The 23376-nt window shown below is 33.9% G+C and carries 18 protein-coding genes and 2 pseudogenes; 14 read left to right on the top strand and 6 right to left on the bottom strand.

Translation table 11 applies throughout. The annotated features are described in order from the left end of the window. Positions 1–937 precede the first annotated feature (937 nt). Entirely contained in the window at positions 938–1615 is a 678-nt protein-coding gene (locus tag B0A64_RS18370) for a TIGR02117 family protein (protein ID WP_089480959.1), read from the bottom strand. A gap of 615 nt (positions 1616–2230) precedes the next feature. Beyond that, positions 2231–3325, bottom strand: a complete 1095-nt coding sequence (gene ychF / locus B0A64_RS18365; protein WP_089480958.1) for a redox-regulated ATPase YchF — start codon at positions 3323–3325, stop codon at positions 2231–2233. A 331-nt stretch (positions 3326–3656) separates the two neighbouring features. Here ychF and B0A64_RS18360 point away from each other — a divergent pair, with 331 nt between their 5' ends. After that, positions 3657–6398 (top strand): TonB-dependent receptor, encoded by a 2742-nt coding sequence (locus B0A64_RS18360; RefSeq protein WP_089480957.1) that lies wholly within the window; start codon positions 3657–3659, stop codon positions 6396–6398. A gap of 81 nt (positions 6399–6479) precedes the next feature. Continuing rightward, positions 6480–7232, top strand: coding sequence for a class I SAM-dependent DNA methyltransferase (locus tag B0A64_RS18355; RefSeq protein ID WP_089480956.1), 753 nt, complete (start codon positions 6480–6482; stop codon positions 7230–7232). Here the strand turns inward: B0A64_RS18355 and B0A64_RS18350 are convergent. Together B0A64_RS18350 and B0A64_RS18345 are read right to left on the bottom strand one after the other, a co-directional pair. Continuing rightward, positions 7222–8388: a hypothetical protein gene (locus tag B0A64_RS18350; RefSeq protein ID WP_089480955.1), complete on the bottom strand. Its 1167-nt coding sequence runs from the start codon at positions 8386–8388 to the stop codon at positions 7222–7224. The genes B0A64_RS18355 and B0A64_RS18350 overlap by 11 nt on opposite strands. Positions 8389–8553: 165 nt before the next feature. After that, positions 8554–8907, bottom strand: a complete 354-nt coding sequence (locus B0A64_RS18345) for a 4Fe-4S dicluster domain-containing protein (protein ID WP_089480954.1) — start codon at positions 8905–8907, stop codon at positions 8554–8556. 159 nt (positions 8908–9066) lie between these two features. Between B0A64_RS18345 and B0A64_RS18340 the strand changes: the two genes are divergently transcribed. The 6 genes from B0A64_RS18340 (at position 9067) to B0A64_RS18315 (ending at position 14353) form a co-directional block, all read left to right on the top strand. Then, the gene (locus tag B0A64_RS18340) at positions 9067–10140 is read left to right on the top strand and encodes an acyl-CoA reductase (RefSeq protein ID WP_089480953.1); all 1074 of its coding nucleotides are present in this window, start codon (positions 9067–9069) and stop codon (positions 10138–10140) included. 93 nt (positions 10141–10233) lie between these two features. Beyond that, positions 10234–11304, top strand: coding sequence for a 3-phosphoserine/phosphohydroxythreonine transaminase (gene serC / locus B0A64_RS18335; protein ID WP_089480952.1), 1071 nt, complete (start codon positions 10234–10236; stop codon positions 11302–11304). A gap of 269 nt (positions 11305–11573) precedes the next feature. Then, complete coding sequence (locus B0A64_RS18330; RefSeq protein WP_089480951.1) at positions 11574–12524, top strand: D-2-hydroxyacid dehydrogenase; 951 nt, start codon at positions 11574–11576, stop codon at positions 12522–12524. Between the two features lie 99 nt (positions 12525–12623). Beyond that, positions 12624–13181, top strand: coding sequence for a hypothetical protein (locus tag B0A64_RS18325; RefSeq protein ID WP_089480950.1), 558 nt, complete (start codon positions 12624–12626; stop codon positions 13179–13181). A gap of 390 nt (positions 13182–13571) precedes the next feature. Beyond that, positions 13572–14015 carry a DUF6146 family protein gene (locus B0A64_RS18320; RefSeq protein ID WP_089480949.1) on the top strand — a complete coding sequence of 148 codons (444 nt, stop codon included), beginning with the start codon at positions 13572–13574 and terminating at the stop codon, positions 14013–14015. A 32-nt stretch (positions 14016–14047) separates the two neighbouring features. Then, the gene (locus B0A64_RS18315; RefSeq protein WP_089480948.1) at positions 14048–14353 is read left to right on the top strand and encodes a DUF6787 family protein; all 306 of its coding nucleotides are present in this window, start codon (positions 14048–14050) and stop codon (positions 14351–14353) included. Here the strand turns inward: B0A64_RS18315 and B0A64_RS18310 are convergent. Next, on the bottom strand, positions 14350–14643 hold the full coding sequence (locus B0A64_RS18310) for a hypothetical protein (RefSeq protein WP_089480947.1): 294 nt from the start codon (positions 14641–14643) through the stop codon (positions 14350–14352). The genes B0A64_RS18315 and B0A64_RS18310 overlap by 4 nt on opposite strands. A 220-nt stretch (positions 14644–14863) precedes the next feature. On the opposite strand from B0A64_RS18310, the pseudogene B0A64_RS25785 reads away from it, so the two are divergent. The 4 genes and pseudogenes from B0A64_RS25785 to B0A64_RS18295 all read left to right on the top strand — a co-directional run. Further along, positions 14864–15088 (top strand): annotated as a pseudogene (locus B0A64_RS25785) (ATP-binding cassette domain-containing protein); the annotation flags it as partial. A 207-nt stretch (positions 15089–15295) separates the two neighbouring features. Then, positions 15296–15742, top strand: a pseudogene (locus tag B0A64_RS25780) (ABC transporter ATP-binding protein); the annotation flags it as partial. A gap of 4 nt (positions 15743–15746) precedes the next feature. Further along, positions 15747–16511, top strand: a complete 765-nt coding sequence (locus B0A64_RS18300; RefSeq protein WP_089480945.1) for a TIGR02757 family protein — start codon at positions 15747–15749, stop codon at positions 16509–16511. A gap of 189 nt (positions 16512–16700) precedes the next feature. Next, entirely contained in the window at positions 16701–18053 is a 1353-nt protein-coding gene (locus B0A64_RS18295) for a DEAD/DEAH box helicase (protein ID WP_089480944.1), read from the top strand. A gap of 173 nt (positions 18054–18226) precedes the next feature. Here B0A64_RS18295 and B0A64_RS18290 read toward each other — a convergent pair whose 3' ends face one another. Beyond that, a complete protein-coding gene (locus B0A64_RS18290) occupies positions 18227–19339 on the bottom strand; it encodes a lactonase family protein (protein ID WP_089480960.1) in 1113 nt (370 codons plus the stop codon). 621 nt (positions 19340–19960) lie between these two features. Here B0A64_RS18290 and B0A64_RS18285 point away from each other — a divergent pair. Together B0A64_RS18285 and B0A64_RS18280 are read left to right on the top strand one after the other, a co-directional pair. Beyond that, positions 19961–21889 (top strand): vWA domain-containing protein, encoded by a 1929-nt coding sequence (locus B0A64_RS18285; protein ID WP_089480943.1) that lies wholly within the window; start codon positions 19961–19963, stop codon positions 21887–21889. A 226-nt stretch (positions 21890–22115) separates the two neighbouring features. Next, a complete protein-coding gene (locus B0A64_RS18280) occupies positions 22116–23372 on the top strand; it encodes a dihydroorotase (RefSeq protein WP_089480942.1) in 1257 nt (418 codons plus the stop codon). Positions 23373–23376: the final 4 nt, after the last annotated feature.

The following is a 23376-nucleotide window of genomic DNA, read 5'->3' as shown; positions in this document are numbered from 1 at the left end:
CTATCTTGTAGCAACGGATTTTAATCCGTTGATTGAAAATAAAATCAACATAAAGTTCCATAGGAACGATATATATTAAACGTTACAAAATGAATGAAAACTTAACAAAAGTTTGAATATTTGGATCATTTTGGACAGATTAAAATCCGTCCCTACAAAATAATCCGAGCCGACGGCTCTCAAAAAATTCAGTAGGAATGGGCTATCTTGTAGCAACGGATTTTAATCCGTTGATTGAAAATAAAATCAACATAAAGTTCCATAGGAACGACATATATTAAGCGTTACAAAATGAATGAAAACTTCACAAAAGTTTGAATATTTGGATCATTTTGGACGGATTAAAATCCGTCCCTACAAAATAATCCGAGCCGACGGCTCTCAAAAAATTCCGTAGGAATGGGCTATCTTGTAGCAACGGATTTTAATCCGTTGATTGAAAATAAAATCAACATAAAGTTCCATAGGAACGACATGTATTAAACGTTACAAAATGAATGAAAACTTAGCAAAAGTTTGAATATTTGGATCATTTTGGATGGATTAAAATCCGTCCCTACAAAATAATGCGAGCCGAAGGCTCTCAAAAAATTCCGTAGGAATGAACTATCTTGCAGCAACGGATTTTAATCCGTTGATTGAAAATAAAATCAACATAAAGTTCCATAGGAACGACATATATTAAGCGTTACAAAATGAATGAAAACTTCACAAAAGCATTTTTAATTTTTCTTTTCGCTTCTTTCTATAGCGATATGACCGCACAATCTAGTCCTGTTTTAAGAAACGAAAAAAGATCCTCTAGAATTCAAAAGATATTAATCTCTCGAAATATATCTCGTAGAGATTAAATATTGGTAAAAAATAATTCCCAACCGGTGAATTTTGTCCCGTAGGGACTACATAAATACCTAAGAAGATAAAAAATGAAAAACTTTTATTGATAATGACAAAAAATCCCTTTATCATAAACCGTCCATAAACTTGCTTTTTGATTGGCGGCTTTTAAGGCGCAATTTGCCCAGGTATTACAGGTATAAAACAAGCTATAACTGCCTTTGGCTTCATAAAAAGCATCTTTCGTTCCGTAGCTATAACCTTCAATCCACTGCGGATGGTTAGGATCAAGGAAACTCTCTGAAATATAAGCTACCAGCTTTTGGTAATTTTCTTTTGAAACCAGAATGCGTTTACAATCCTCTCCTTCTTTTAATTGCTTGAAAAATGTAGTATGCATCGCTGATGAACTTACTCCAAATGCCGCTTTTAGTGCTGTGCTTGCTTTCAGGTCTGACCATTCGGGTGTATGCAAATAAAAACCTTTGTCGCCCCAGCCAAAAGCAATATATTGCATCAAGCTGTCTTTTGACTTTGTTTGACTGAACTTAATTTCTTTACGCCAATCTTTACTATCATTCACAACAGGAACTACAATATCAGTATGAACTCCGTTGGAAAGGATGTAAATAGGAATTGCGTCTTTTTCGTTTACTTTGGCAATATCAGCATTAACCGTAATTTTAGAAATAATATATACTGAAATAAGGTATAAAACAAGAAAAGAAATAATGGAGAGGATTGTCCAGCCTAGAAATTTGAAGATCTTTATTAGCATTTGATGGTTTGTTTTTGGTTGGTGAAATAGTGCTTTTTTGTTGTAACCAATTTTTGAGCCAAAAAATTCTTAACACTTCTTTTTTCTATCTTCCTTTTTTCTTCAAAACTCTTAATATCTTGATTTTAAAACTACCCCAGATTGAAATGGAAAGCATTTTTTTTTAATTTATATTTTTTGTGGCGATGAAAAAGCGACTGGAAGAAGCTCTTTTTATGCCGGACAAAAAATAAATTCAGGAAAAATCTTGAAGTGTAAAGCTGGAAACTGGTCCTAAAAAATAGCACGCGGATTATACGGATTCGCTAACGCGAAAGCGCGGATTTAAACGGATTTTTTTTTATGCTTTGTGCCTATTTTTTTTCTCGCAGATTTTGCAGATTTTGCAGATTTTGCAGATTTTGCAGATTTTTCTTTTGGAAAAGACTGTCATCCTGAGCGGAGTCGAAGGCTTGCTACACTTTGGCAGGCTTCGACTCCGCTCAGCCTGACAATAGTAATCTTAATGATTTCCGAGCATAAAAAAACTGCTAAATTTCTCCAGCAGTTTAGTCTATTCTCTTTATTCTTTATTCTTTATTCTCTTTACTCTATTCTCTTTACTCTCTCAGAAAACTATACATTGAAACGAAAGTGCATTACATCACCATCTTTTACGATATATTCTTTTCCTTCAACTTTAAATTTTCCTGCTTCTTTTGCTTTTGCTTCAGATCCGTACTGAACGTAATCTTCGTATGAAATTACCTCTGCACGAATAAATCCTTTTTCAAAATCGGTATGGATAACTCCAGCTGCCTGAGGCGCTGTAGAACCAATGTTGATGGTCCAGGCACGAACCTCTTTTACACCAGCGGTAAAATACGTTTGTTGTTTTAATAGCTTGTAAGCTGCACGAATTAAAACTGATGCTCCCGGCTCTGTTAATCCCATATCTTCAAGAAAAACCTGACGCTCTTCGTAGCTTTCTAATTCGGTAATATCAGCCTCTGCTCCTACTGAAAGTATGATTACTTCGGCACCTTCATCTTTTACTAATTCACGAATCTGATCTACATATTTGTTACCGCTTACTGCTGAACTTTCATCAACATTACAAACATATAAAACCGGTTTTGAAGTAATTAACTGGAAGGCTTCCATCAAAATTTCTTCATCATTATTTTGAGGAACGATTGTTCTTGCAGATTTTGCCTGTAATAAGGCTTCTCTAATACGGTTTAATAAAGCCTCTTCTGTCTGAGCTTCTTTATTTCCGGTTTTTGCAGCACGTTTTACTTTTTCTAAACGTTTATCGATCGTTTCTAAGTCTTTTAGCTGTAGTTCGATATCAATAGTTTCTTTGTCACGAATTGGGTTTACATTTCCGTCTACGTGAACAATATTATCATTATCAAAACAACGTACAACGTGAATAATAGCATTACACTCTCTAATATTTCCTAAAAACTGATTTCCAAGACCTTCACCTTTACTTGCTCCTTTTACCAACCCTGCAATATCAACAATATCTACAGTTGCCATTTGTACACGCTCTGGTTTTACCAACTCTTCTAACTTGTTGATTCTTGGATCCGGAACATTTACAACACCAATATTAGGTTCGATTGTACAAAACGGAAAATTCGCACTTTGCGCTTTTGCATTAGACAAACAATTAAATAGAGTCGATTTTCCAACATTTGGTAATCCTACAATTCCTGCTTTCATATTTAGATAATATTTGTTTTTTTATTGATTTTTATCTCGTCAGGCGTTACTGTTACTGATTATATATCAAATACATACCAACTGACTCAATCGTTTTTTAGCTGTTTTTTCCTATTTTTAATTTATTGCTAAAATGTTAGTTTTTGCCCTTAAAATTTTGCAAATATAAGATTTAATAGCTCTCAACTAAACAAAAAATGATGATTAATGTATTTTTAGTACTTTTCTTAAAAAAATTCAAACTTTTTATTAATATTTTGTTAAATAAACCTATTTTTATCACAATATTTAACAAACCACATACAAATTTTTAACCAAAACAAGTTTTAACATGAGAAAAATTGCAATTTTATTTTTTCTATTTAACACCGTATTTATTTTTGCACAAAAGCAAATTACGGGTGTCGTAAAGGACAATACAGGAAATCCCCTGCCTGGTGTCAACATTATTGAAAAAGGTACAAACAATGGCGTATCTACGGATATCGATGGTTCTTACAAAATAACCGTAAAAGAAGGCGCGTCCCTGATCTTCTCTTACATGGGCTTCACCAGCACAACCAAGCTGGCAAATGCAGCAAAAATTGATATTACGCTGGCCGAGGAAAGCGGGCAAAATCTTGACGAAGTTGTCGTAACAGGATCAAGAACAGCTGCCAGAAGTAATACCACAAGTGCACTACCTATAGATGTACTTTCGTCCAAGGATTTAACTTCGACCGGGCAAGCCACATTTGATAAGGCACTGCAATACAAGATCCCATCGTTTAATACGGTGCAAACTCCTGTAAATGATGCTACTTCGTTACTGGATCCATACGAAATTAGAAATATGGGACCAAGCCGAACTTTGATCCTTATCAATGGTAAACGTAAAAACTTAAGCTCATTGCTTTATGTACAAACTTCTCCGGGACGTGGAGAAACAGGTGCAGATATCTCTGCAATTCCAACAGACGCAATCGAAAGAGTTGAGATTCTTCGTGATGGTGCTTCTGCCCAATACGGATCTGATGCTATTGCCGGGGTTATGAACATCATTTTAAAGAAAAACAGCACTGATGGATCCCTAACAGTAAGAAGCGGAATTACGTCTGAGGGCGATGGCGAAATGCTGGGAGTAAGCTTAAATAACGGTACTACAGTTGGAGAAAAAGGTTTTTTAAATTATACGATAGATTTCTCTAAAGTAAATTTAGCAAACAGACCCGGAACTGTTGATGCTCAAGGTGAAGCAAATGATTTTTTAAGCGGATCTGCTGCAGATGTCGCTCAGGTAAATCAGTTTCTATCGAGACATCCGGATGCCAGAAACGTAAATGGCTCTCCTGAAACTGCTGCGGCAAAATTCTTAATTAATGGTGGAAATGCTATCAGCGATAATACCAACCTATATTATAATGCTGCTTATGTTTACAAAAAAGTAAAATCATTTGCCAATTTCAGAACACCTTATTGGAGACCTTTGTCAGGTGATCCTTATCTGAATGATTTCTTTGGAAATGGTGATCCTGTAAATCCTTCTTATGATGGTTATGGTCCTACTTTTGAAGGTGATCTGACAGATTATAATGGAACTTTAGGGTTTAAAAACACAAAAAATGGCTGGAATACTGACGCAAGTTTAACAGTTGGTGGTAACAAACAAGTTTATACAGTAAACAACTCTGTAAACAGATCAAACACTGTAGATGCAGATGGAAACAATGTTTACAGAGAAAACAGCCCAATTTCGTTTAAACCGGGTGGAACTTCTTTTAATCACGTTGTTGGAAACATTGATGTTTCGAAAATCGTTTCAGACCAGATCAGTATAGGTTTTGGTACAGAATTCAGATCGGAATATTTTACAGTTATCGAAGGTGATAAAGCTTCCTGGGACGGTACTGGTGCTGACTCGTTTGCTGGAAACAGACCTGAAAATTCAGGAAAATGGAACAGATATAATGTGGGTGTTTACCTGGATGTTGCATTTGATATTACAAAAGACTTCTTAGTAAACGGTACTGTTCGTCACGAAGAATACAGCGATTTTGGAGGTGCAACCGTTTGGAAAGCAAGCACAAGATATAAATTCCTTGATGACAAAATTACGTTAAGAGGATCTGTATCTACAGGTTTCAGAGCGCCTACTTTGCACCAGATTTATACTCAAAAATCACAATATTCTTTTGTAGCCGGTCAGGGAATTCAGATTAGCGGAATCATTAATAACGTTTCTCCTCAGGCACGCCAGTTAGGAATTCCTTCTTTGGATCCTGAAAAATCAACAAACATTACGGTTGGAATTGGTGCAAAACCTTTTAGAAACTTCAATTTCACGATCGATTATTACAATATCAAAGTCGAAGACAGAATTGTTTTAGGGGACAGACAAAATACTAAATTTGGAAATGTAGCCTGGTTTTCTAACTCATTCGATTCCAGAACTTCTGGTTTAGATGTAGTAGCGAATTATAATAATATTGGAATTGGTGAAGGTAAATTAGGATTTAACTTATCAGGAAATATTACATTACAAAACGAAAGAATTTCTCCAATAAACAACAATTCATTTGGAGATATCCTGAATTCCTTAACTTTTACATCAAGACCTGATACAAAATGGATTTTTGGAATAAACTACGAAATTGGTAAATTCGGATTTTCTTTAAATAACACTTATTTTGGAAAAACTACTTTTAACCAAGATGGTTTAATTTCTAATGAAGTTAGAGATGCCAATGGAAATCTGGTAAGAGATGCCGATGGAAATTCAGTAAGAGATGATTCTAAACCAAATCTTAAAACGCAATTCATTCCTAAAATTGTTACTGATTTAGGTGTTAACTTTAGCGCTACCGAAAAATTAACTATCGCACTAAACGTAAATAACTTATTTAATGTTTTGCCAGAGTGGGAATTTAAAGCAGAAAACGCTGCCGGAGCCGCATTACTTGCAGATCCTGCACAAACAAAACAACAATCTAACTTGCTTACATTTAACCAGCGTTACTCCAGAATGACTTATGATGGATTCCATTTTAGTCAACTAGGAACTATGTTTAATTTATCTGTAAACTATAAATTCTAAATTCGGCTTTGTTAAATACTTAAAAGGGCTGTCTTAAATGACAGCCCTTTTTTATACTTTTATAATTAAAAACTAGTAGTTATGGCAAATTTATATGATGGAAAAATGGCAGCGATTTATGATGCAATGTATCAGACTTTTGTTAATTATGACGAAGAATATGCTTTTTACAACCATCTGATTCCGGATAACAATAGCGCCCATATTCTCGAAATAGGCAGCGGAACAGGAAATCTTGCAAAAAGATTTCTTGAAAATAATCAAAAGTATCAAGGTCTTGATTACAGCGGCGATATGATCTCTATTGCCAGAACGCGCAACAAAAAGGGCACTTTTACGCAAGGAGATATGCGGGATTTTAAACTGGAAAAAATTGTAGATTCTATCTTAATAACCGGAAGATCTACCAGTTACCTTATTACGAATGATGATATTAACAGAACTTTTGAGGCTGTCCATAAAAACTTAAATGAAAATGGTCTTCTGATTTTCGATTTTATTGATGCCAACCGATTCATTCCTTTTACAAAAGAAAATCCTGTAATACTTCATGAAGCCGAATTTCAAAACATCAAATACATAAGAGAAAGTCATTGGGACACCAACAATTCGCTGGAAAATTTTATGCTCGAGTGGACTGCTCAATATTATACTTTTTTTGATGGTGAAAAAGAAGTTATCGAAAATGATTTTTCGACAGTTCGTGTTTTTACGCTCAACGAAATTCAGCTTTTTTTATATCTTAATAATTTTGAAATTATTAAAACCATCGACCGCAAAACCTATGCTTATGATACGTATGTTATTGTAGCCATAAAAAAAACTACAGCTTAAATTCTAAAGCGTTTATAAGTCCTTTTTCTTCGTCAGTAGCAGTAAATCCGGAAATATCCCAATATTTTGTCATCACTTTATTCTTTTTATTAAAAAGTGTTTTCTCCTTAAAAACATCACTTTCGCTGTACGTGAAATTTTGTTTGTTAAAATTGGTTGTAATAAAATGATTTCGCACCTGAATATTCTTGACTTTATTATCTTTTAAAACTAAATCATAAGCAATTTCTTCATTTGAACTCAGTAAATAATAATCCTCGCCATCAATTCTGTAAATTACCTTAATTTCAGATCTGGTAATATTTTTAGAACCTACTTTTGTTTCTTCTTCAATTTGATCGAGATTTTTGGGTTTTATAATAATACTAAATTCTACAATTAACTTTTTTACCGGATCGTAAATAATTTCAAAAGTATCAAGTGCTTTTTTAGATTTATCCAATGGCGTTACAGACATTATATAATAATCCTTATTATTAGGATGTCCTGTTGTTGTAAACTCATATTCTTTTTTTGTTTTTGAATCTAAAAGAGGATCAAAATATTTTAAATTTGAATAATTCTCCATAATATTATTCAAATTATACCCCATTAAATCCGTACTAACATCAGCTTCAAGCAATCCATAAGATCTATTTTGCTCTACTAATAATGTTGTAGTTGATTTCTTTTGATTTCCTTCAAATTGAAAATTTACCAATCCGTCATTATAGTAAGAATATTTATTATCAAGCATAAAAAACTCTCTCACATAGACTTTTAAACGGTATGAATTGGCAAGTTTTTCCCTTGAATTAGAAACAATACGTTGAAGGTTTTTTTCTGGTTTTTCTTTTGAGACTACAATTTCATCTAATTTATTATTGTTATTTTTAAGATAAACTACAAATAAATCCGGTTTTAAAGCATCCCAACGAATTGTCACTTTTTCATAATTAGTTTCGCAAATCTGAACACTAGAGGCACCGTTTAATGCAAAAGTTACTTTCCCGTCCTCATTCGTTATTAATGTTTGTTTTGTTTTCATGATAACCACCATTGCATTTTCTATAGGCAATTGTGTTTCTATGTCTTTAACAACAATAGAGTATTCTTCGTTTTGCGAAAAAACGTTCATACTAAATAATACCACAAATAAAAGTATGTATTTCTTCATAGGCGTTATTAAATTTTCAACTAAAGTATTAATTTTTTATGAATAAATAAATACTCACAAACTAAAACATTAAAAATCAATAATCTAAGATTTTACAAAAAAACATTTAAGCAAAAAAAATCCTGAGCGCAAACTCAGGATTTATATATTTAGAATTACAAAGTATTATTCATCACCATGCAAAAACGCTTGTCTGTTTAACAAGGTTTCCTCATCCTCTACGTGATTATCGTCTGGTACGCAACAATCGACAGGACATACAGCAGCACATTGCGGCTCGTCATGAAAACCTTTGCACTCCGTACATTTTCCCGGAACAATATAATATACTTCGTCAGAAATTGGTGTTTGAGCATCTTCAGCATCAACCTCAGTTCCGTCTGGTAAAATTATTTTTCCTGAAAGTTTGGTTCCATCTTTATATCTCCAATCATCAGCTCCTTCATAAATTGCTGTATTTGGGCATTCCGGTTCACAAGCCCCACAGTTTATGCATTCGTCAGTTATAATTATTGCCATCGTTTTATCGTCTTAAAATTAAAAGTCTTAAAGTTATAAAGTCAAAAAAAACACAAAAAAGGCATTTTTATCATTGTGACATAATGACTTTTGACTTTCGACTTATTTATCCTTATTTTTGTGCAAAATTACAATCAAAACAATTCATAAACAAACATTATGACATTAGAAACAAAAAAAAGTGTTTTTGTTGAATTAGGAAAATTTTTAAGTCAGTTTTCCGAAGACAAATCCGTAAAAAAAGCGGGCGTTTTGCACAATGAAGCCTTTTTTGATGATTTTGAAAAGCTAATTCATTTATCACAATCCCATAACGGATGGTATACACCTGAACAAGTATATTTTGCAATAAAATCATGGGCAGACGCCCTAACCGAAGAAAACATTGACAAATGGCTTTCTCAGTATGCTCAGGACTTTGCCCAGCCTGATAAAACAGAAAAAAACGTAGCTTTAATTTTAGCCGGAAATATTCCGCTGGTAGGATTTCACGATTTTTTATCGGTATTGATTACAGGAAACAAAGCGTTGATAAAAACATCCTCAAACGATCAGCATTTACTTCCTTTTTTGGCAAAATACTTAATTTTTGCTGATGAAAGTTTGCAAAGCAAGATCTCTTTTGTGACAGGTAAACTAGAAAATTTTGACACTGTAATTGCTACAGGAAGCAACAATACTGCACGTTATTTTGAATATTATTTTAAAGATAAACCTTCGATCATTCGAAAAAACAGAAATTCTGTTGCTGTTTTAAACGGAAAAGAAACGCACGAAGAACTGGAAGCTTTAGGCGAAGATATTTTTAGATATTTTGGTTTAGGATGCCGTAATGTTTCGAAACTTTTTGTGCCAAAAGGTTATTCATTTGATGCCTTTTTTCAGGCAATTTTCAAATATCAGGACGTAATTCATTACGAGAAATATGCTAATAATTACGACTACAACAAAGCCGTATTTTTAATGAGCAACTTTAAATTGCTTGATAATGGCTTCCTGACCCTAAAAGAAGATCCGAGTTATGCCTCGCCAATTTCGAGCGTTTTTTATGAATTTTACGATTCTCTCGAAGATTTGCAAAGTCGTCTTAATGCTGATGCTGAACAAATTCAGTGCATCGCAAGCAATGATCTTATTAAAAATAGTATTGCATTTGGTCAGACGCAAAATCCTCAATTGTGGGATTATGCAGATAACGTAGATACTATAACGTTTTTGTTAACAACAAAGTAAAAATATGTTTAATTATTTCGAATAATTTATCGCTTTTTCAGCTCCTATTGCCGAAATTTGCCTCTTTAAAATTTTCGTCTATTAACAACAACCATGAAAAAACACAACTACAGCGCAGGACCAAGTATCTTACCTCAAGAAGTTTTTGAAAAAGCATCAAAAGCTATATTAAATTTTAATGATTCAGGACTTTCTATTCTTGAAATTTCGCACCGAAGCAAAGATTTCGTTGCCGTTATGGATGAAGCTCGTTCCCTTGCCTTAGAGTTATTGGGACTTCAGGGAAAAGGATATCAAGCTCTATTTTTGCAAGGTGGTGCAAGTACCGCTTTCTTAATGGCTCCGTACAACTTAATGAAAGAAAACGGTAAAGCTGCTTATTTAGATTCCGGAACCTGGGCAACTGCCGCAATAAAAGAAGCAAAATATTTTGGAGAAACTGTTGTTGTAGCTTCTTCAAAAGAAGAAAATTACAACCATATCCCAAAAGGATACGAAATACCAAGTGATGCAGATTATTTTCACTGCACCAGTAACAATACCATTTTTGGAACTCAGATAAAAGACTTCCCAACAACCAATGTACCGGTTGTTTGCGATATGAGTTCTGATATTTTTTCCCGCAATTTAGATTTTACTAAATTTGATTTAATCTATGCCGGAGCTCAAAAAAATATGGGCCCTGCAGGAGCTACTTTGGTAGTTGTAAAAGAAGAAATCCTCGAAAAAACAGGAAGAACAATTCCAAGTATGTTAGATTATGCAAAACATATCAAAGCAGAAAGTATGTACAATACCCCACCTGTTTTTGCAGTTTATGTTTCGTTATTGACATTACAATGGATTAAAGAAAAAGGCGGAGTTGCTGCTGTTGAAAAATTAAACGACGCAAAAGCAGATTTACTTTATGCTGAAATCGACAGAAATCCATTATTTAAAGGTGCTGCAGCAGTAGAAGATCGTTCTAAAATGAATGTTACTTTCTTATTAAACAATGCTGATCATACCGCTACGTTTGATGCTTTATGGAAAGAAGCAGGAATTTCAGGATTACCGGGACACCGTTCTGTGGGTGGTTACAGAGCTTCTATTTACAATGCTATGCCTATCGAAAGTGTACAGGTTTTAGTAGATGTAATGAAAGCATTGGAGTCTAAAGTTTAGTTTACAGTTTACAGTCTCCGTTTTCAGCAAACTGAGACTGTAAACTAAATTCCTAGCCCCGATAGAAGTGGAAATCCTTTTATTTTTTTTCTTTAAAAAAATAAAAGATTACTTCACTAAAACATTTATTTTAATCGGAGTTCAGTGAACTTCGTTTGAAGCGAATAGCGGGATTAGCTCCAAAAAAAGAAAAAACATAATACTTGGTTCATCTATTAAACGTATAAACAGTTACACGATTAACCAAATAAACAAAATATCACAAAAAAATGAAGGTATTAGCCAATGACGGAATTTCTAAAAGTGGAATTCTTGCCTTAGAAAAAGGTGGATTTGAAGTTATAACAACAAAAGTAGCTCAGGAACAAGTAGCTAATTTTGTAAATGAAAACAATGTAGCCGTAGTTTTAGTGCGTAGTGCAACTAAAGTTCGTAAAGATATTATCGATGCCTGCCCGGGACTTAAAATTATTGGCCGTGGTGGTGTTGGTATGGATAATATTGATGTTGACTATGCAAAAAGCAAAGGAATTCACGTAATTAACACACCTGCATCATCATCAGAATCTGTTGCTGAGTTGGTATTTGGACACTTGTTTTCCGGTGTTCGTTTCTTGCATGATTCCAATAGAAATATGCCTCTTGAAGGAGATTCAAACTTTGATGGTTTGAAAAAAGCGTATGCAAACGGAGTTGAATTAAGAGGTAAAACTCTTGGAATTGTTGGTATTGGCCGTATTGGGCAAGCTACTGCAAAAATGGCTCTTGGTTTAGGAATGAAAGTAATTGCAGCAGATAGTTTTATCCCGTCTGTAGACATTAAAGTTGAGTTTTTTGATGGTCAGTCCATCACGACAACAATCGTTTCTCAATCCTTAGAATCCTTATTTAAAGAAGCTGATTTTATTACCCTTCACGTTCCTGCACAAGATGGTTATATCATTGGCGAGAAAGAACTGGCGATCATGAAAGATAGCGTTGGAATTGTAAACTGTGCTCGTGGTGGTGTTATTGATGAAGTAGCATTAGTAAAAGCATTGGATTCCGGAAAAGTTGCTTTTGCCGGTTTGGATGTTTTTGAAAGCGAACCAAAACCAGAAATGGCAATTTTAATGCACACTAAAATCTCGTTGACTCCGCACATTGGAGCTGCAACAGGAGAAGCACAAGACAGAATTGGAACAGAATTGGCTTCACAAATTATTACTTTGTTAAGCTAGGTATTAAAAAATAGAGTAACTTTAAAGGGATTTATTACAATTTTGTAGTAAATCCCTTTCTTTTTATTAAATTTGTCGTCTAATCTAAATGTAAACATCATGTTTGAACAATTAACCCAATTAGTGCAACAATACGGAGGCAGCGCTGTTACCAACAACACTGCAGTTCCTAACGAACACAATGAAGCTGTAATAAACGAAACCAGCACTTCAATATTTGCAGGATTGCAAAAAATTGCTTCAGAAGGTGGCGGAGAGCAACTAGCCAGTTTATTTAACGGAAAATCGCCCATAGACAGTTCGAATCCTGTTGTGCAGCAAATAACACAACAGTTATCAGGAAGTCTTGGCCAGAAATTTGGATTAAGCAGCGAAACTTCTTCTGGTGTCGCAGCAAGCATGATTCCGCAAATTTTGAGCTCACTGGTAAACAAAGCAAAAGATCCTAATGACAGTAGTTTTCAAATTACAGATATAATTTCTTCTATTTCCGGAAACAGCGGACAAGCATCCGGGATTATGGAAACGATTAATAAATACGGAATGCAATTTGGTCTGGACCAAAATAATGACGGAAAAGTAGATGCCGCTGATACAGTAGCTTTAACAAAAAGCGGCGGATTAAGCGGTTTACTAGGAAAGTTGTTTGGGAAATAGGTTTTCTTTTTGAAGGTGCAAAGGTACTGAGGTGCAAAGGAACAAAGGTTTCTTTTTTAAGGTTTTGAGGTACAAAGATACAAAGGAGCTAAGGTTTCTTTTAGGAAAGCATAATTTTAGAAAGGGACAAAAGTTTCTGCTGGGAAAGTATAATTTTAAAGCTGTTTACATAATTGTAAACAGCTTTTTTAATTGGATAAACTAAAAAACTTTGAACCTCTGTACCTTTGAACCTCTGTACCTCTGTACCTCTGTACCTCTGTACCTCTGTACCTTTGAACCTTTGAACCTTTGAACCTCAGAACCTTTGAACCTCAAAACCTTTGAACCTTCTTAAAAAAACCTTTTTCTCAAAATTTATTTGTAAATTTAAGCTTGAAATAAAAAATCATGAAAAAATACCTTTACATATTGATTCTTTTATTGGTGATAGTAGCATGCTCTACCGTTTCAAAAAATACTGTTACAGCAAATACCCCCGTTCATACACCAAAAGTTGCCGTAAATGATACGGTACGAATTGCAAATGATTCGCTGGAATACGAAGTGATTATTATTGACAATGGTTTTAACACCTGGCTGGCATCTACGGCGTTACCAAGAAATTATTATTCGTTGACTTACCTCGAAAACAAGAATTATCTCTATGTAACAGAATGGAATAATCGGGTTTTGCAACCACAGCGTTATAGCCCGAATTTATACGAAATGACGATCGATTACAGACCAAATATTCATTACGGATACGAAGTAAATTATTTGATTTACAATTATATGATTTATTTTCAAAATACATACAAACAAAAGCTCGGAGGGTATGTTCCTATAAGATAATGTTCTTATATTTGTAATCATTGCAAGTAAAAATGAATAGATTAAAAAAACGTTGGGGAATCACCTCAAATCTACAAGCCATACTTATATTTATTGTTTTTGCCATCACAGGATCGGCATCTGCATGGTTGTCTAAACCTTTTTGTGTGTGGTTGGGAATTACCAAAGAAGATTTTGGCGGTTTGTGGTTTACCTTAATTCGTTTGCTGATTATTTTCCCTATTTATCAAGTTTTACTCGTTGCAATTGGAACTGTTTTTGGGCAATTTCGCTTCTTTTGGAATTTTGAAAAGAAAATGCTTAAAAATATGGGACTTGGATTTTTATTCAAAAATTAAGCGTCACCGTTTTTTTGAAAATAATAGGTATAAAACCATGTAAGCGTAAATGACGGAATTACATCTGTAAAAGGCAATATCTCTTCTACAAAAGTCAAAACACTTGCCACCCTTCCTACTCTGCCTTTGTACATTCTGGTCATAATAAAAGCTGCAATTGGAGCCCAAATTACATCTGAGAATTCTCCCAAAAGCGGAATCGTAAAGGATATCATACCAATCCCATCCAACAAAACTCCCACTAAAAGCTTTCTAACCCTGTCATCGTTTACTACATTTACTTCCTGCATTTTTCTATGATTTAGATATTATCCGAATTTAAAAAGAAATCATTAAAGTAGTTTATTTCTTTTCATAAAATTGTTTCTCAATTTCCATACCATACTATTTATATTTCACTTTCTCAATCTAATTGAATTTCATTTTTGATATTGAACTTGGAATTTAATTTTTTGTTAACCCATTTTTATATCGGGAGAATCTTTGTTTCTTTGTAGAAATAGTTTCAAAATGATCCACGCAAAAAATATACATAAGTTCTACGATAAATTAGAGGTTCTAAAAGGAGTTGATTTGCACATTAAAAAAGGAGAAATCGTTTCTATTGTTGGAGCTTCGGGTGCCGGAAAAACAACACTTCTACAAATTTTAGGAACCCTGGATAATCCGGAAAGAAATGCCGAATCATCTTTGACTATCAATGGCGAAAATGTTCTAAAATTGCAAGACAACGAAACTGACAATTCAAAACAAGAAAAAACATTTAAAATTATATCCTGGATTGGTGCTATTTATACGCTTTGTTTACTGCTGTTTTTATTGTTTTTTAAAAATAAAATCGAAAGTGGCCTGACAGGAAATATTATTATTGCAGTGCTGTTCCTGCCCGTTTTATTTGTATTAATATATTTGAATCGTTATTTTAAAAAGAAAAGCAAACAAGACAAAATATTATCTAATTTTAGAAATTTAAACCTTGGTTTTATATTTCAATTTCATCAATTGTTACCAGAATTTACTGCTTTAGAGAATGTATGTATCCCTGCTTTTATGGCTAATAAACCAAAAGCAGAAACAGAAAAAGAAGCTAAAAGAATTCTGGACTATTTAGGTTTGTCACACAGAATAAACCACAAACCAAACGAACTTTCAGGAGGAGAACAACAAAGAGTGGCGGTTGCCAGAGCTTTGATTAATAAACCTGACGTAATTTTTGCCGATGAACCTTCAGGGAATTTAGACACCCACTCTGCCGAAAATCTGCATCAGTTATTCTTTAAACTTAGGGATGAATTTGGTCAGACTTTTGTCATCGTAACCCACAACGAGGAACTGGCTAATATGGCCGACAGAAAATTAGTAATGGTTGATGGCTTAATTAGTAATTAAAATCATGACCCAAAAAGAACTCAAAGAATTTCTGGACGAAAAAGTCATTCAATACAACAATCAGGATTTTATCGATAGTGATCCCGTACAAATTCCGCATTTATTTTCGCAAAAAGAAGATGTTGAAATTGCCGGTTTTCTAAGCGCAACAATTGCTTGGGGAAATCGCAAAATGATTATCAAAAACTCCCATCAAATGATGGAATTAATGGGCAATACACCTTATGATTTTGTCATGTCGCATACTGATGATGATTTAATCCGACTGGAAAATTTTGTTCATCGTACTTTTAACGGTAAAGATTTCTCCGGATTTATAAAAGGATTACAACACGTTTATAAAAATCATGGTGGCTTAGAAACTGTTTTTGCAAAACATCAGGAAAAAGATAGCTTGCAAAAAAGCATTCATGAGTTTAAAAAAATATTCTTCGAAATTGATCATTTGCCCCGAACTCAAAAGCACATTTCAGATCCTTTGAATAATTCGGCAGCAAAAAGAATCAATATGTACTTGCGCTGGATGGTTCGTCAGGACACAAAAGGGGTCGATTTAGGCATTTGGAAAACCATATCTCCAGCTTCATTGTCTTGCCCGCTTGATGTGCATTCCGGCAATGTAGCCCGTAAATTAGGAATCCTGACCCGAAAACAAAATGACGGTAAAGCACTCGCTGAGCTGGATCTTAAACTGAGAAAAATGGACGCTCAGGATCCTGTAAAATATGATTTCGCCCTTTTTGGATTAGGTGTTTTCGAAAGGTTTTAAGTTTTTAAACCTGTCATATTCCAGAATTATCGCAATGAATGTCAGGCTGAGCACACCTGGAATTCAGGAGAAGCCTCGTTACTATTGGTACACTCTTCTACTTCGCTATAAGAGACAAAATGGGATATAAACACAAAATCGACAAAAAAACCATGAATTTAACGTACATTTGCACAAAATTTAATGTAAATGAGCACTTTCGAAAAATTCAATCTTCCAAAATCAGTACAAAAAGCAATCGACGAGTTAGGCTTTGTTACGCCTACACCTATTCAGGAAAAATCCTTTGCTGTGATTATGTCTGGCCGAGATATGATGGGAATTGCACAAACCGGTACCGGTAAAACTTTTGCTTACTTATTACCTCTTTTAAAATTATACAAATTTACACCAACCAATACGCCCAAAATTGTAATTTTGGTTCCAACCCGCGAACTGGTAGTTCAGGTTGTTGAGGAAATCGAAAAACTAACCAAATACATGTCGGTTAGCACATTAGGTATCTTTGGAGGTGTAAATATCAATACACAAAAAAAAGCTGTTTACGAAGGTGTCGATATTTTAGTTGGAACTCCGGGTCGTACAATGGATTTAGCACTGGATGCTGTAATTCGTTTCGATGAAACACAAAAATTAGTAATCGATGAGTTTGACGAAATGTTAAACCTTGGTTTCCGTACACAATTGACAGCCCTTTTGGCGATGATGAAAACCAAACGTCAAAACATTTTATTCTCAGCAACAATGACCGATGAGGTAGATGCTGTTTTGAATGACTTTTTTGATTTTCCGGAAGAAGTTACACTTGCCGCTTCAGGAACTCCGCTAGAAAATATTACTCAGATTACTTATAATGTTCCAAATTTTAATACCAAAGTAAATTTGTTGAAACATTTACTGGCAACAAACGAAAGCATGGAACGTGTTTTGGTTTTTGTGAATAATAAAAAGATTTCGGATATGCTTCATACCCGAATCGAAGAAGATTTTGAAGGTCAGTTTGGTGTAATTCACTCGAACAAATCTCAGAATTATCGTTTGAGTACGATGGCCGAATTTCAGGAAGGAAATCTACGCGGATTAATCACTACTGATATTATGGCGAGAGGTCTGGATATTTCGAATATCTCTCACGTTATTAACTTCGAACTTCCCGAATTTCCTGAGCTATATATGCACAGAATTGGTCGTACAGGACGTGCAGATGCTACAGGAACTGCTATAAGCTTTATCACGCCTCGTGAAGAAGAGTTTAAGGTTGAGGTAGAAGTTTTAATGAACCAGGAACTTGCAATTGCTGAATTTCCTGAAGAAGTTGAGATTTCATTAAAATTGATCGAACCTGAAAAAGACAAACAACCTATTAAGTTTTTGATGAAAAAACAAAAACTTAGTGGTGATGGTGCTTTTCATGAAAAAGATAAAAAGAACAAAAAAGTCAATCTTGGAGGACCTTCAAAAACCAAAAAGAAAACCCACGGATCTGTCAATCGAAATATGTTGAAAACGAGAGACAAAAAGAGAAAAGATAAGAATAAATAGGTTCTTTTAAGTAACAAAGGTTCAGAGGGACAAAGGTTCAAAGGTTAGGTTCTAAGTTGCTAAGACACTGAGGCTCTAAGTTTAAAATAAAAAAGACTCAAAGNNCTTTGAGTCTTTTTTATTTTTACGTACAATAAGAAACCTTGGCACCTCTGTTCCTCTGAACCTTCCTCTTATATTTTCGTAAAAACCAATCCAACCGGAGAACACAAATCGATTCTTTTTCCGGTATCTGTAAGTTTTCCTGTGCTTTTATCTCTTTTAAAAACAACAATATTATTGGTATATTGATGCCCTACCAAAAGGTAATTTCCGGTTGGGTCAATTGCGAAATCTCTGGGCCCTTTTCCTAAAGTACTTACTTGTTCTACCTGCTCGATTTTGCCATCCTTAAGGATTTTATATACTGCGATTGAGTTTGCATCTACACGATCTGTAACATACAAAAAGTTTCCGTCGGGCGAAATTTTAATTGCTGCAGCTCCTGTTCCTCCGGTAAAACCTTTTGGCAAAATACTGGTTTCAGCAATTAATTTTAAACTTCCCGATTTATCATAACTAAAAGTAGTTAGTGTAGCATCTAATTCCTGGATCAAATACACAAATTTTCCATCTTTACTAAACGTTAAATGTCTTGGTCCACTTCCTTTTTTTACGTCAACACTTCCTTTGAGTGTCAATATTTCGTTTGTAGAACCTGGATTGTACTTATAGATAAAAACTTTATCCAGACCTAAGTCATTCGATAAAACAAACTTGTTATCCGGCGAAAAAACAACCATGTGTACGTGTGCTTTTTCCTGACGTGCTACATTTACTCCTTTTCCTTCATGCTGCACTAATTGCTGTACGGTTGTAATACCACCATCTGGTTTTTTCTTAAAAACAGCAATACTTCCACCTGAATAGTTGGCTATAATTACATTTTTGTCATCATTAATCAAATGACAGGGATCTGCTCCTAAAGCATCATTTTTATCTAAAAAAGTAAGTTTTCCGGATTTCGAATCGTAACCAAACGCACTTGCTGTACTTTGAGTTCCGTTCTCGTTTACCGCATAAACAAATTTATTATTTGCCGATACGGATAAATAACTTGGACTTACTACATTTTCGGATGTATTTTTTAGTTTAAAATCACCTGTAGTCGCATCAAATTCATAAACGTAAATTCCTTTGCTTTCACACGTATTTGTATAAGTCCCTATCAATAAATTAAATTTATTTTGTGCCTGCACATTTACAAAAGCTACAGCTGCAAAAAGCAGCATATATAATCTCTTCATATTTTTTTTATTTTTTGAATACGCTAAAATACTCAATAATATCTTTCGGAAACTCATTATTTGTTACAAAAGAATACTCAGAAGTTACATTTTTCAAACCCTAAATTTGATATTTTAAACCCTATAAGTGATATAAGAAATTATAAGCAAAACCTAATTGAGGAAAAATTATTAACACATAGAAACATAGGTATATGGATTTAACTAAAGAAAACAAAAAGAAATACATTTCTTTCACATAAGCAACTATGTAAATTTTAAAAAAGTGAAACGCCTTTTTTAGTAAACAAAATCTATGTTTCTATGTGTTAAAAATATCTGTTATTTGAAAAAAAAATTATTAACGCATAGAAACACAGGTGTATGGAGTTAACTAAAGAAAACAAAAAGAAATACATCTCTTTGACATAAGCAACTATGTAAATTTTAAAAAAGTGAAACGCCTTTTTTTAATGAACAAAATCTATGTTTCTATGTGTTAAAAATAAATGTACTCAGTGATTTGAACTTATATCACTTATATGGTTTAACTAATATACGTGTAAGGTTTGGCTAAAAATTTGTATTTTTGACCAGCATCTTCGCGAAAAACAAAACGTAGCGAAGTAAATCTAAGCCAGAATGCATTTTAAACATCCCGAAATTCTATACTTTCTGTTTTTATTGATTGTTCCAATTTTGGTTCATTTATTTCAATTACGACGTTTTAAAATCTCTTATTTTACAAATGTTCGTTTCTTAAAAGAACTTTCGATTCAAACCCGAAAAAGTTCAAAAATCAAAAAAAGACTTTTATTAGCCACACGTTTACTGCTGTTAACAGGTATAATTCTGGCTTTTGCCCAACCTTTTTTTGAAGCCAAAGACAGTAAAAATGCGACTAACGAAATGTATATTATCCTGGATAATTCGTTTAGTATGCAGGCCAAAGGAAAAAAAGGTGAATTACTAAAACGTGCTGTTCAGGAATTACTGGAAAATACTCCTGAAACCAGCCAGTTTTCGTTGCTTACGAACACCGAAAATTATTGGAATACGGATATAAAATCATCCAAAAGTGCTCTGCAAAACCTAAAATACAGCGCAACTCCTTTTGAGCTTCCGTCGATTATGGCAAAAATAAAAGCACATAAATCAGCCTATAAAAAAGATATTGTAATTATTACCGATGCAGTAGGTTTAACCGAAAAGGATATCAAAAACATCGATACCGATGAAAAACCATATTTTATAATTCCGGAAGCGGAACAAAAAAATAATATTGCCATTGACAGCGTTTATATCAATCAGACTTTAGAAAATTTTTACGAAATAAGTGTAAAACTATCTGCTTATGGAGAAGATTTTAAACCGGTTTCTATGGCATTGTACAATCAAAATAAATTAATTGCCAAAACGATTATCAATTTTGATACAAAGAAAAAGAAAATCAATTTTACAATTCCAAAAGCAGCTTTTCACGGTTATGTAGCGATCGAAGACAATGGTCTTGCCTATGATAACAAACTTTATTTTAGCATTTCGAAAACCAAAAAAACAAATGTTATTAGTATTGGAGAACCTGAAAAGAGTAATTTTTTATCCAGAATTTATACCCCGGCAGAGTTCAACTATAACAATTATTCGATTACCAATCTGGATTATAATAGTCTGGACAAACAAAATACTATTATCCTAAACGAGTTAGTCGAAGTCCCGCAAGCATTACAAACCACTCTAAAAGCTTTTGTGTCTAAAGGGGGTAATCTGGTTGTGATTCCTTCTGAAAAGAGTTCAATTTCTAATCTAAATTCCTTTCTGGGTAATTTTGGAAAAATTCAGTTTAAGAACCTTGAAAATAAAAGTAAGCTGATTACCAAAATCAATTTTGATCATCCTTTGTTTTCGGGAGTTTTCGAGAATAAAATCACTAATTTTCAGTATCCAAAAACGGCTAATTCATTTGACATTTCGAGTCCATATCCTGCCGTTTTATCGTATGAAGATCAAAGTGTATTTGTAACTGCCATTCAAAATCCGGTTTCGGGAATTACCATTTTTGCAGCACCTATAAATACAACGAATTCAAACTTTCAGCAATCTCCACTAATTGTTCCGTTGTTTTATAAAATGGGGCAAAACAATCAAAAAACCGGTGTCAATGCAATAACCATTGGCAACAATCAGCCCTATTTTGTGGATGTATTATTGACCAAGGATGCTATTCTGGAAGTTCGGGGAAATGAAGATTCTTTTATTCCTATACAGCAAATACTGAATAATAAAGTAAAATTAACCTTTAATGATTTCCCTGAAACAGCTGGAAATTATGGGGTTTTTGATAAAAAAGAATGGGTAGAAAACCTGAGTTTCAATTACAAACGAAGCGAAAGCGATTTAAGTCAGGTAAATACAAATGTGATTTCGGATTTTAAAACTGCCGACACGATTTCGACCATTTTTAACACGTTACAAACGGAGCGAACGGACAGTCAAATTTGGAAATGGTTTATTATCTTTGCACTGCTATTTTTAGCACTGGAAATGGCAATTATAAAATTCGTGAAATAAACTTAAAGTTTATTTTTTCTGAACCATTAAGAGATTTTAAAGTTTATAATAAAAATAAACACATAGAAACATAGATTTTAAAATTTTAAAAGGCGTTTCACTTATTGAAATTTACATAGCTATGTAAAAATGATGTGTCATTTATTTATCACTATAATAACGAGAAAAATCTATGTTTCTATGTGTTTAAAAATTACGATTACAATTTAAAATAAATTCTCAACATATGAAAATAATCATCAGAAGCGCCAAAATTATTGATTCAAAAAGTCCGTTTCACAACCAGACCGTTGATCTTTTAGTTGCAGATGGTTTAATCGAAAAAATAGGGACTTCGATTCTTGATATCGATGATACAACCGAAGTTAAATTGGATAATTTACATCTCTCTCAAGGTTGGTTTGATAGCAGTGTCTCGCTGGGCGAACCAGGTTATGAAGACAGAGAAACCATCGCAAACGGATTGAAGGTTGCTGCAAAAAGCGGATTTACTGCCATTGCCTTACAGCCCAACTCCTACCCTGTTATTGACAATCAATCGCAGGTAAATTTTGTTAAGAACAAAGCCAATGGTTTTGCCACAGAACTTTTCCCGATTGGTGCTTTAACCAAAGGCAGCGAAGGAAAAGATATGGCAGAATTGTTTGATATGAAGAAAGCAGGAGCCGTGGCTTTTGGAGATTATAACAGAAGTATCGACAATGCCAATCTCTTAAAAATCGCTTTACAATACGTGCAGGATTTTGATGGTTTAGTGATTACTTATGCCCAGGATGCAAATATAAAAGGAAACGGTGTTGCCAATGAAGGCATCGTTTCGACAAGATTAGGTCTAAAAGGTATACCAACTTTAGCCGAAGAATTGCAAGTTGCCAGAAACTTATTTCTACTGGAATATACCGGAGGAAAATTGCATATTCCGACCATCTCAACAGCAAAATCAATTGCATTAATCAAAGAAGCAAAGGCAAAAGGTTTGCAAGTAACCTGTAGTGTTGCGGTACATCATTTGGTCTTGACAGACGAAAAACTGGAAGGTTTTGATACGCGCTATAAAGTAACACCTCCTTTAAGAAATGAAACAGACAGAGTTGCTCTTGTAAATGCCGTTTTAGACGGAACAATAGACATGATTACTTCAGATCATAACCCTATTGATATTGAATTTAAGAAAATGGAATTTGATACGGCTAAAAACGGAACTGTTGGTCTTGAAAGCGCTTTTGGAGCTTTACTAACGGTTTTACCTCTTGAAACTGTAATCGAAAAACTGACTTTAGGGAAAACCGTTTTTGGAATTGAAAACAGTACAATTACAGAAGGTTCTAAAGCTAACTTTACTTTGTTTACACCGGAAGGAAAATCAACTTTTACCAAAGAGAACATTCTTTCTAAATCTAAAAATTCTGCCTTTTTAGGAACCGAAATTAAAGGTTCTGTGTACGGGATCTTAAATCAAAATCAACTTATTACATCTAAATAATTAC

Source organism: Flavobacterium araucananum (genome assembly GCF_002222055.1).
Lineage (GTDB): Bacteria > Bacteroidota > Bacteroidia > Flavobacteriales > Flavobacteriaceae > Flavobacterium > Flavobacterium araucananum.
The sequence above is the reverse complement of the archived record's forward strand: the minus strand, read 5'-3'. Positions and strand labels throughout refer to the sequence as shown.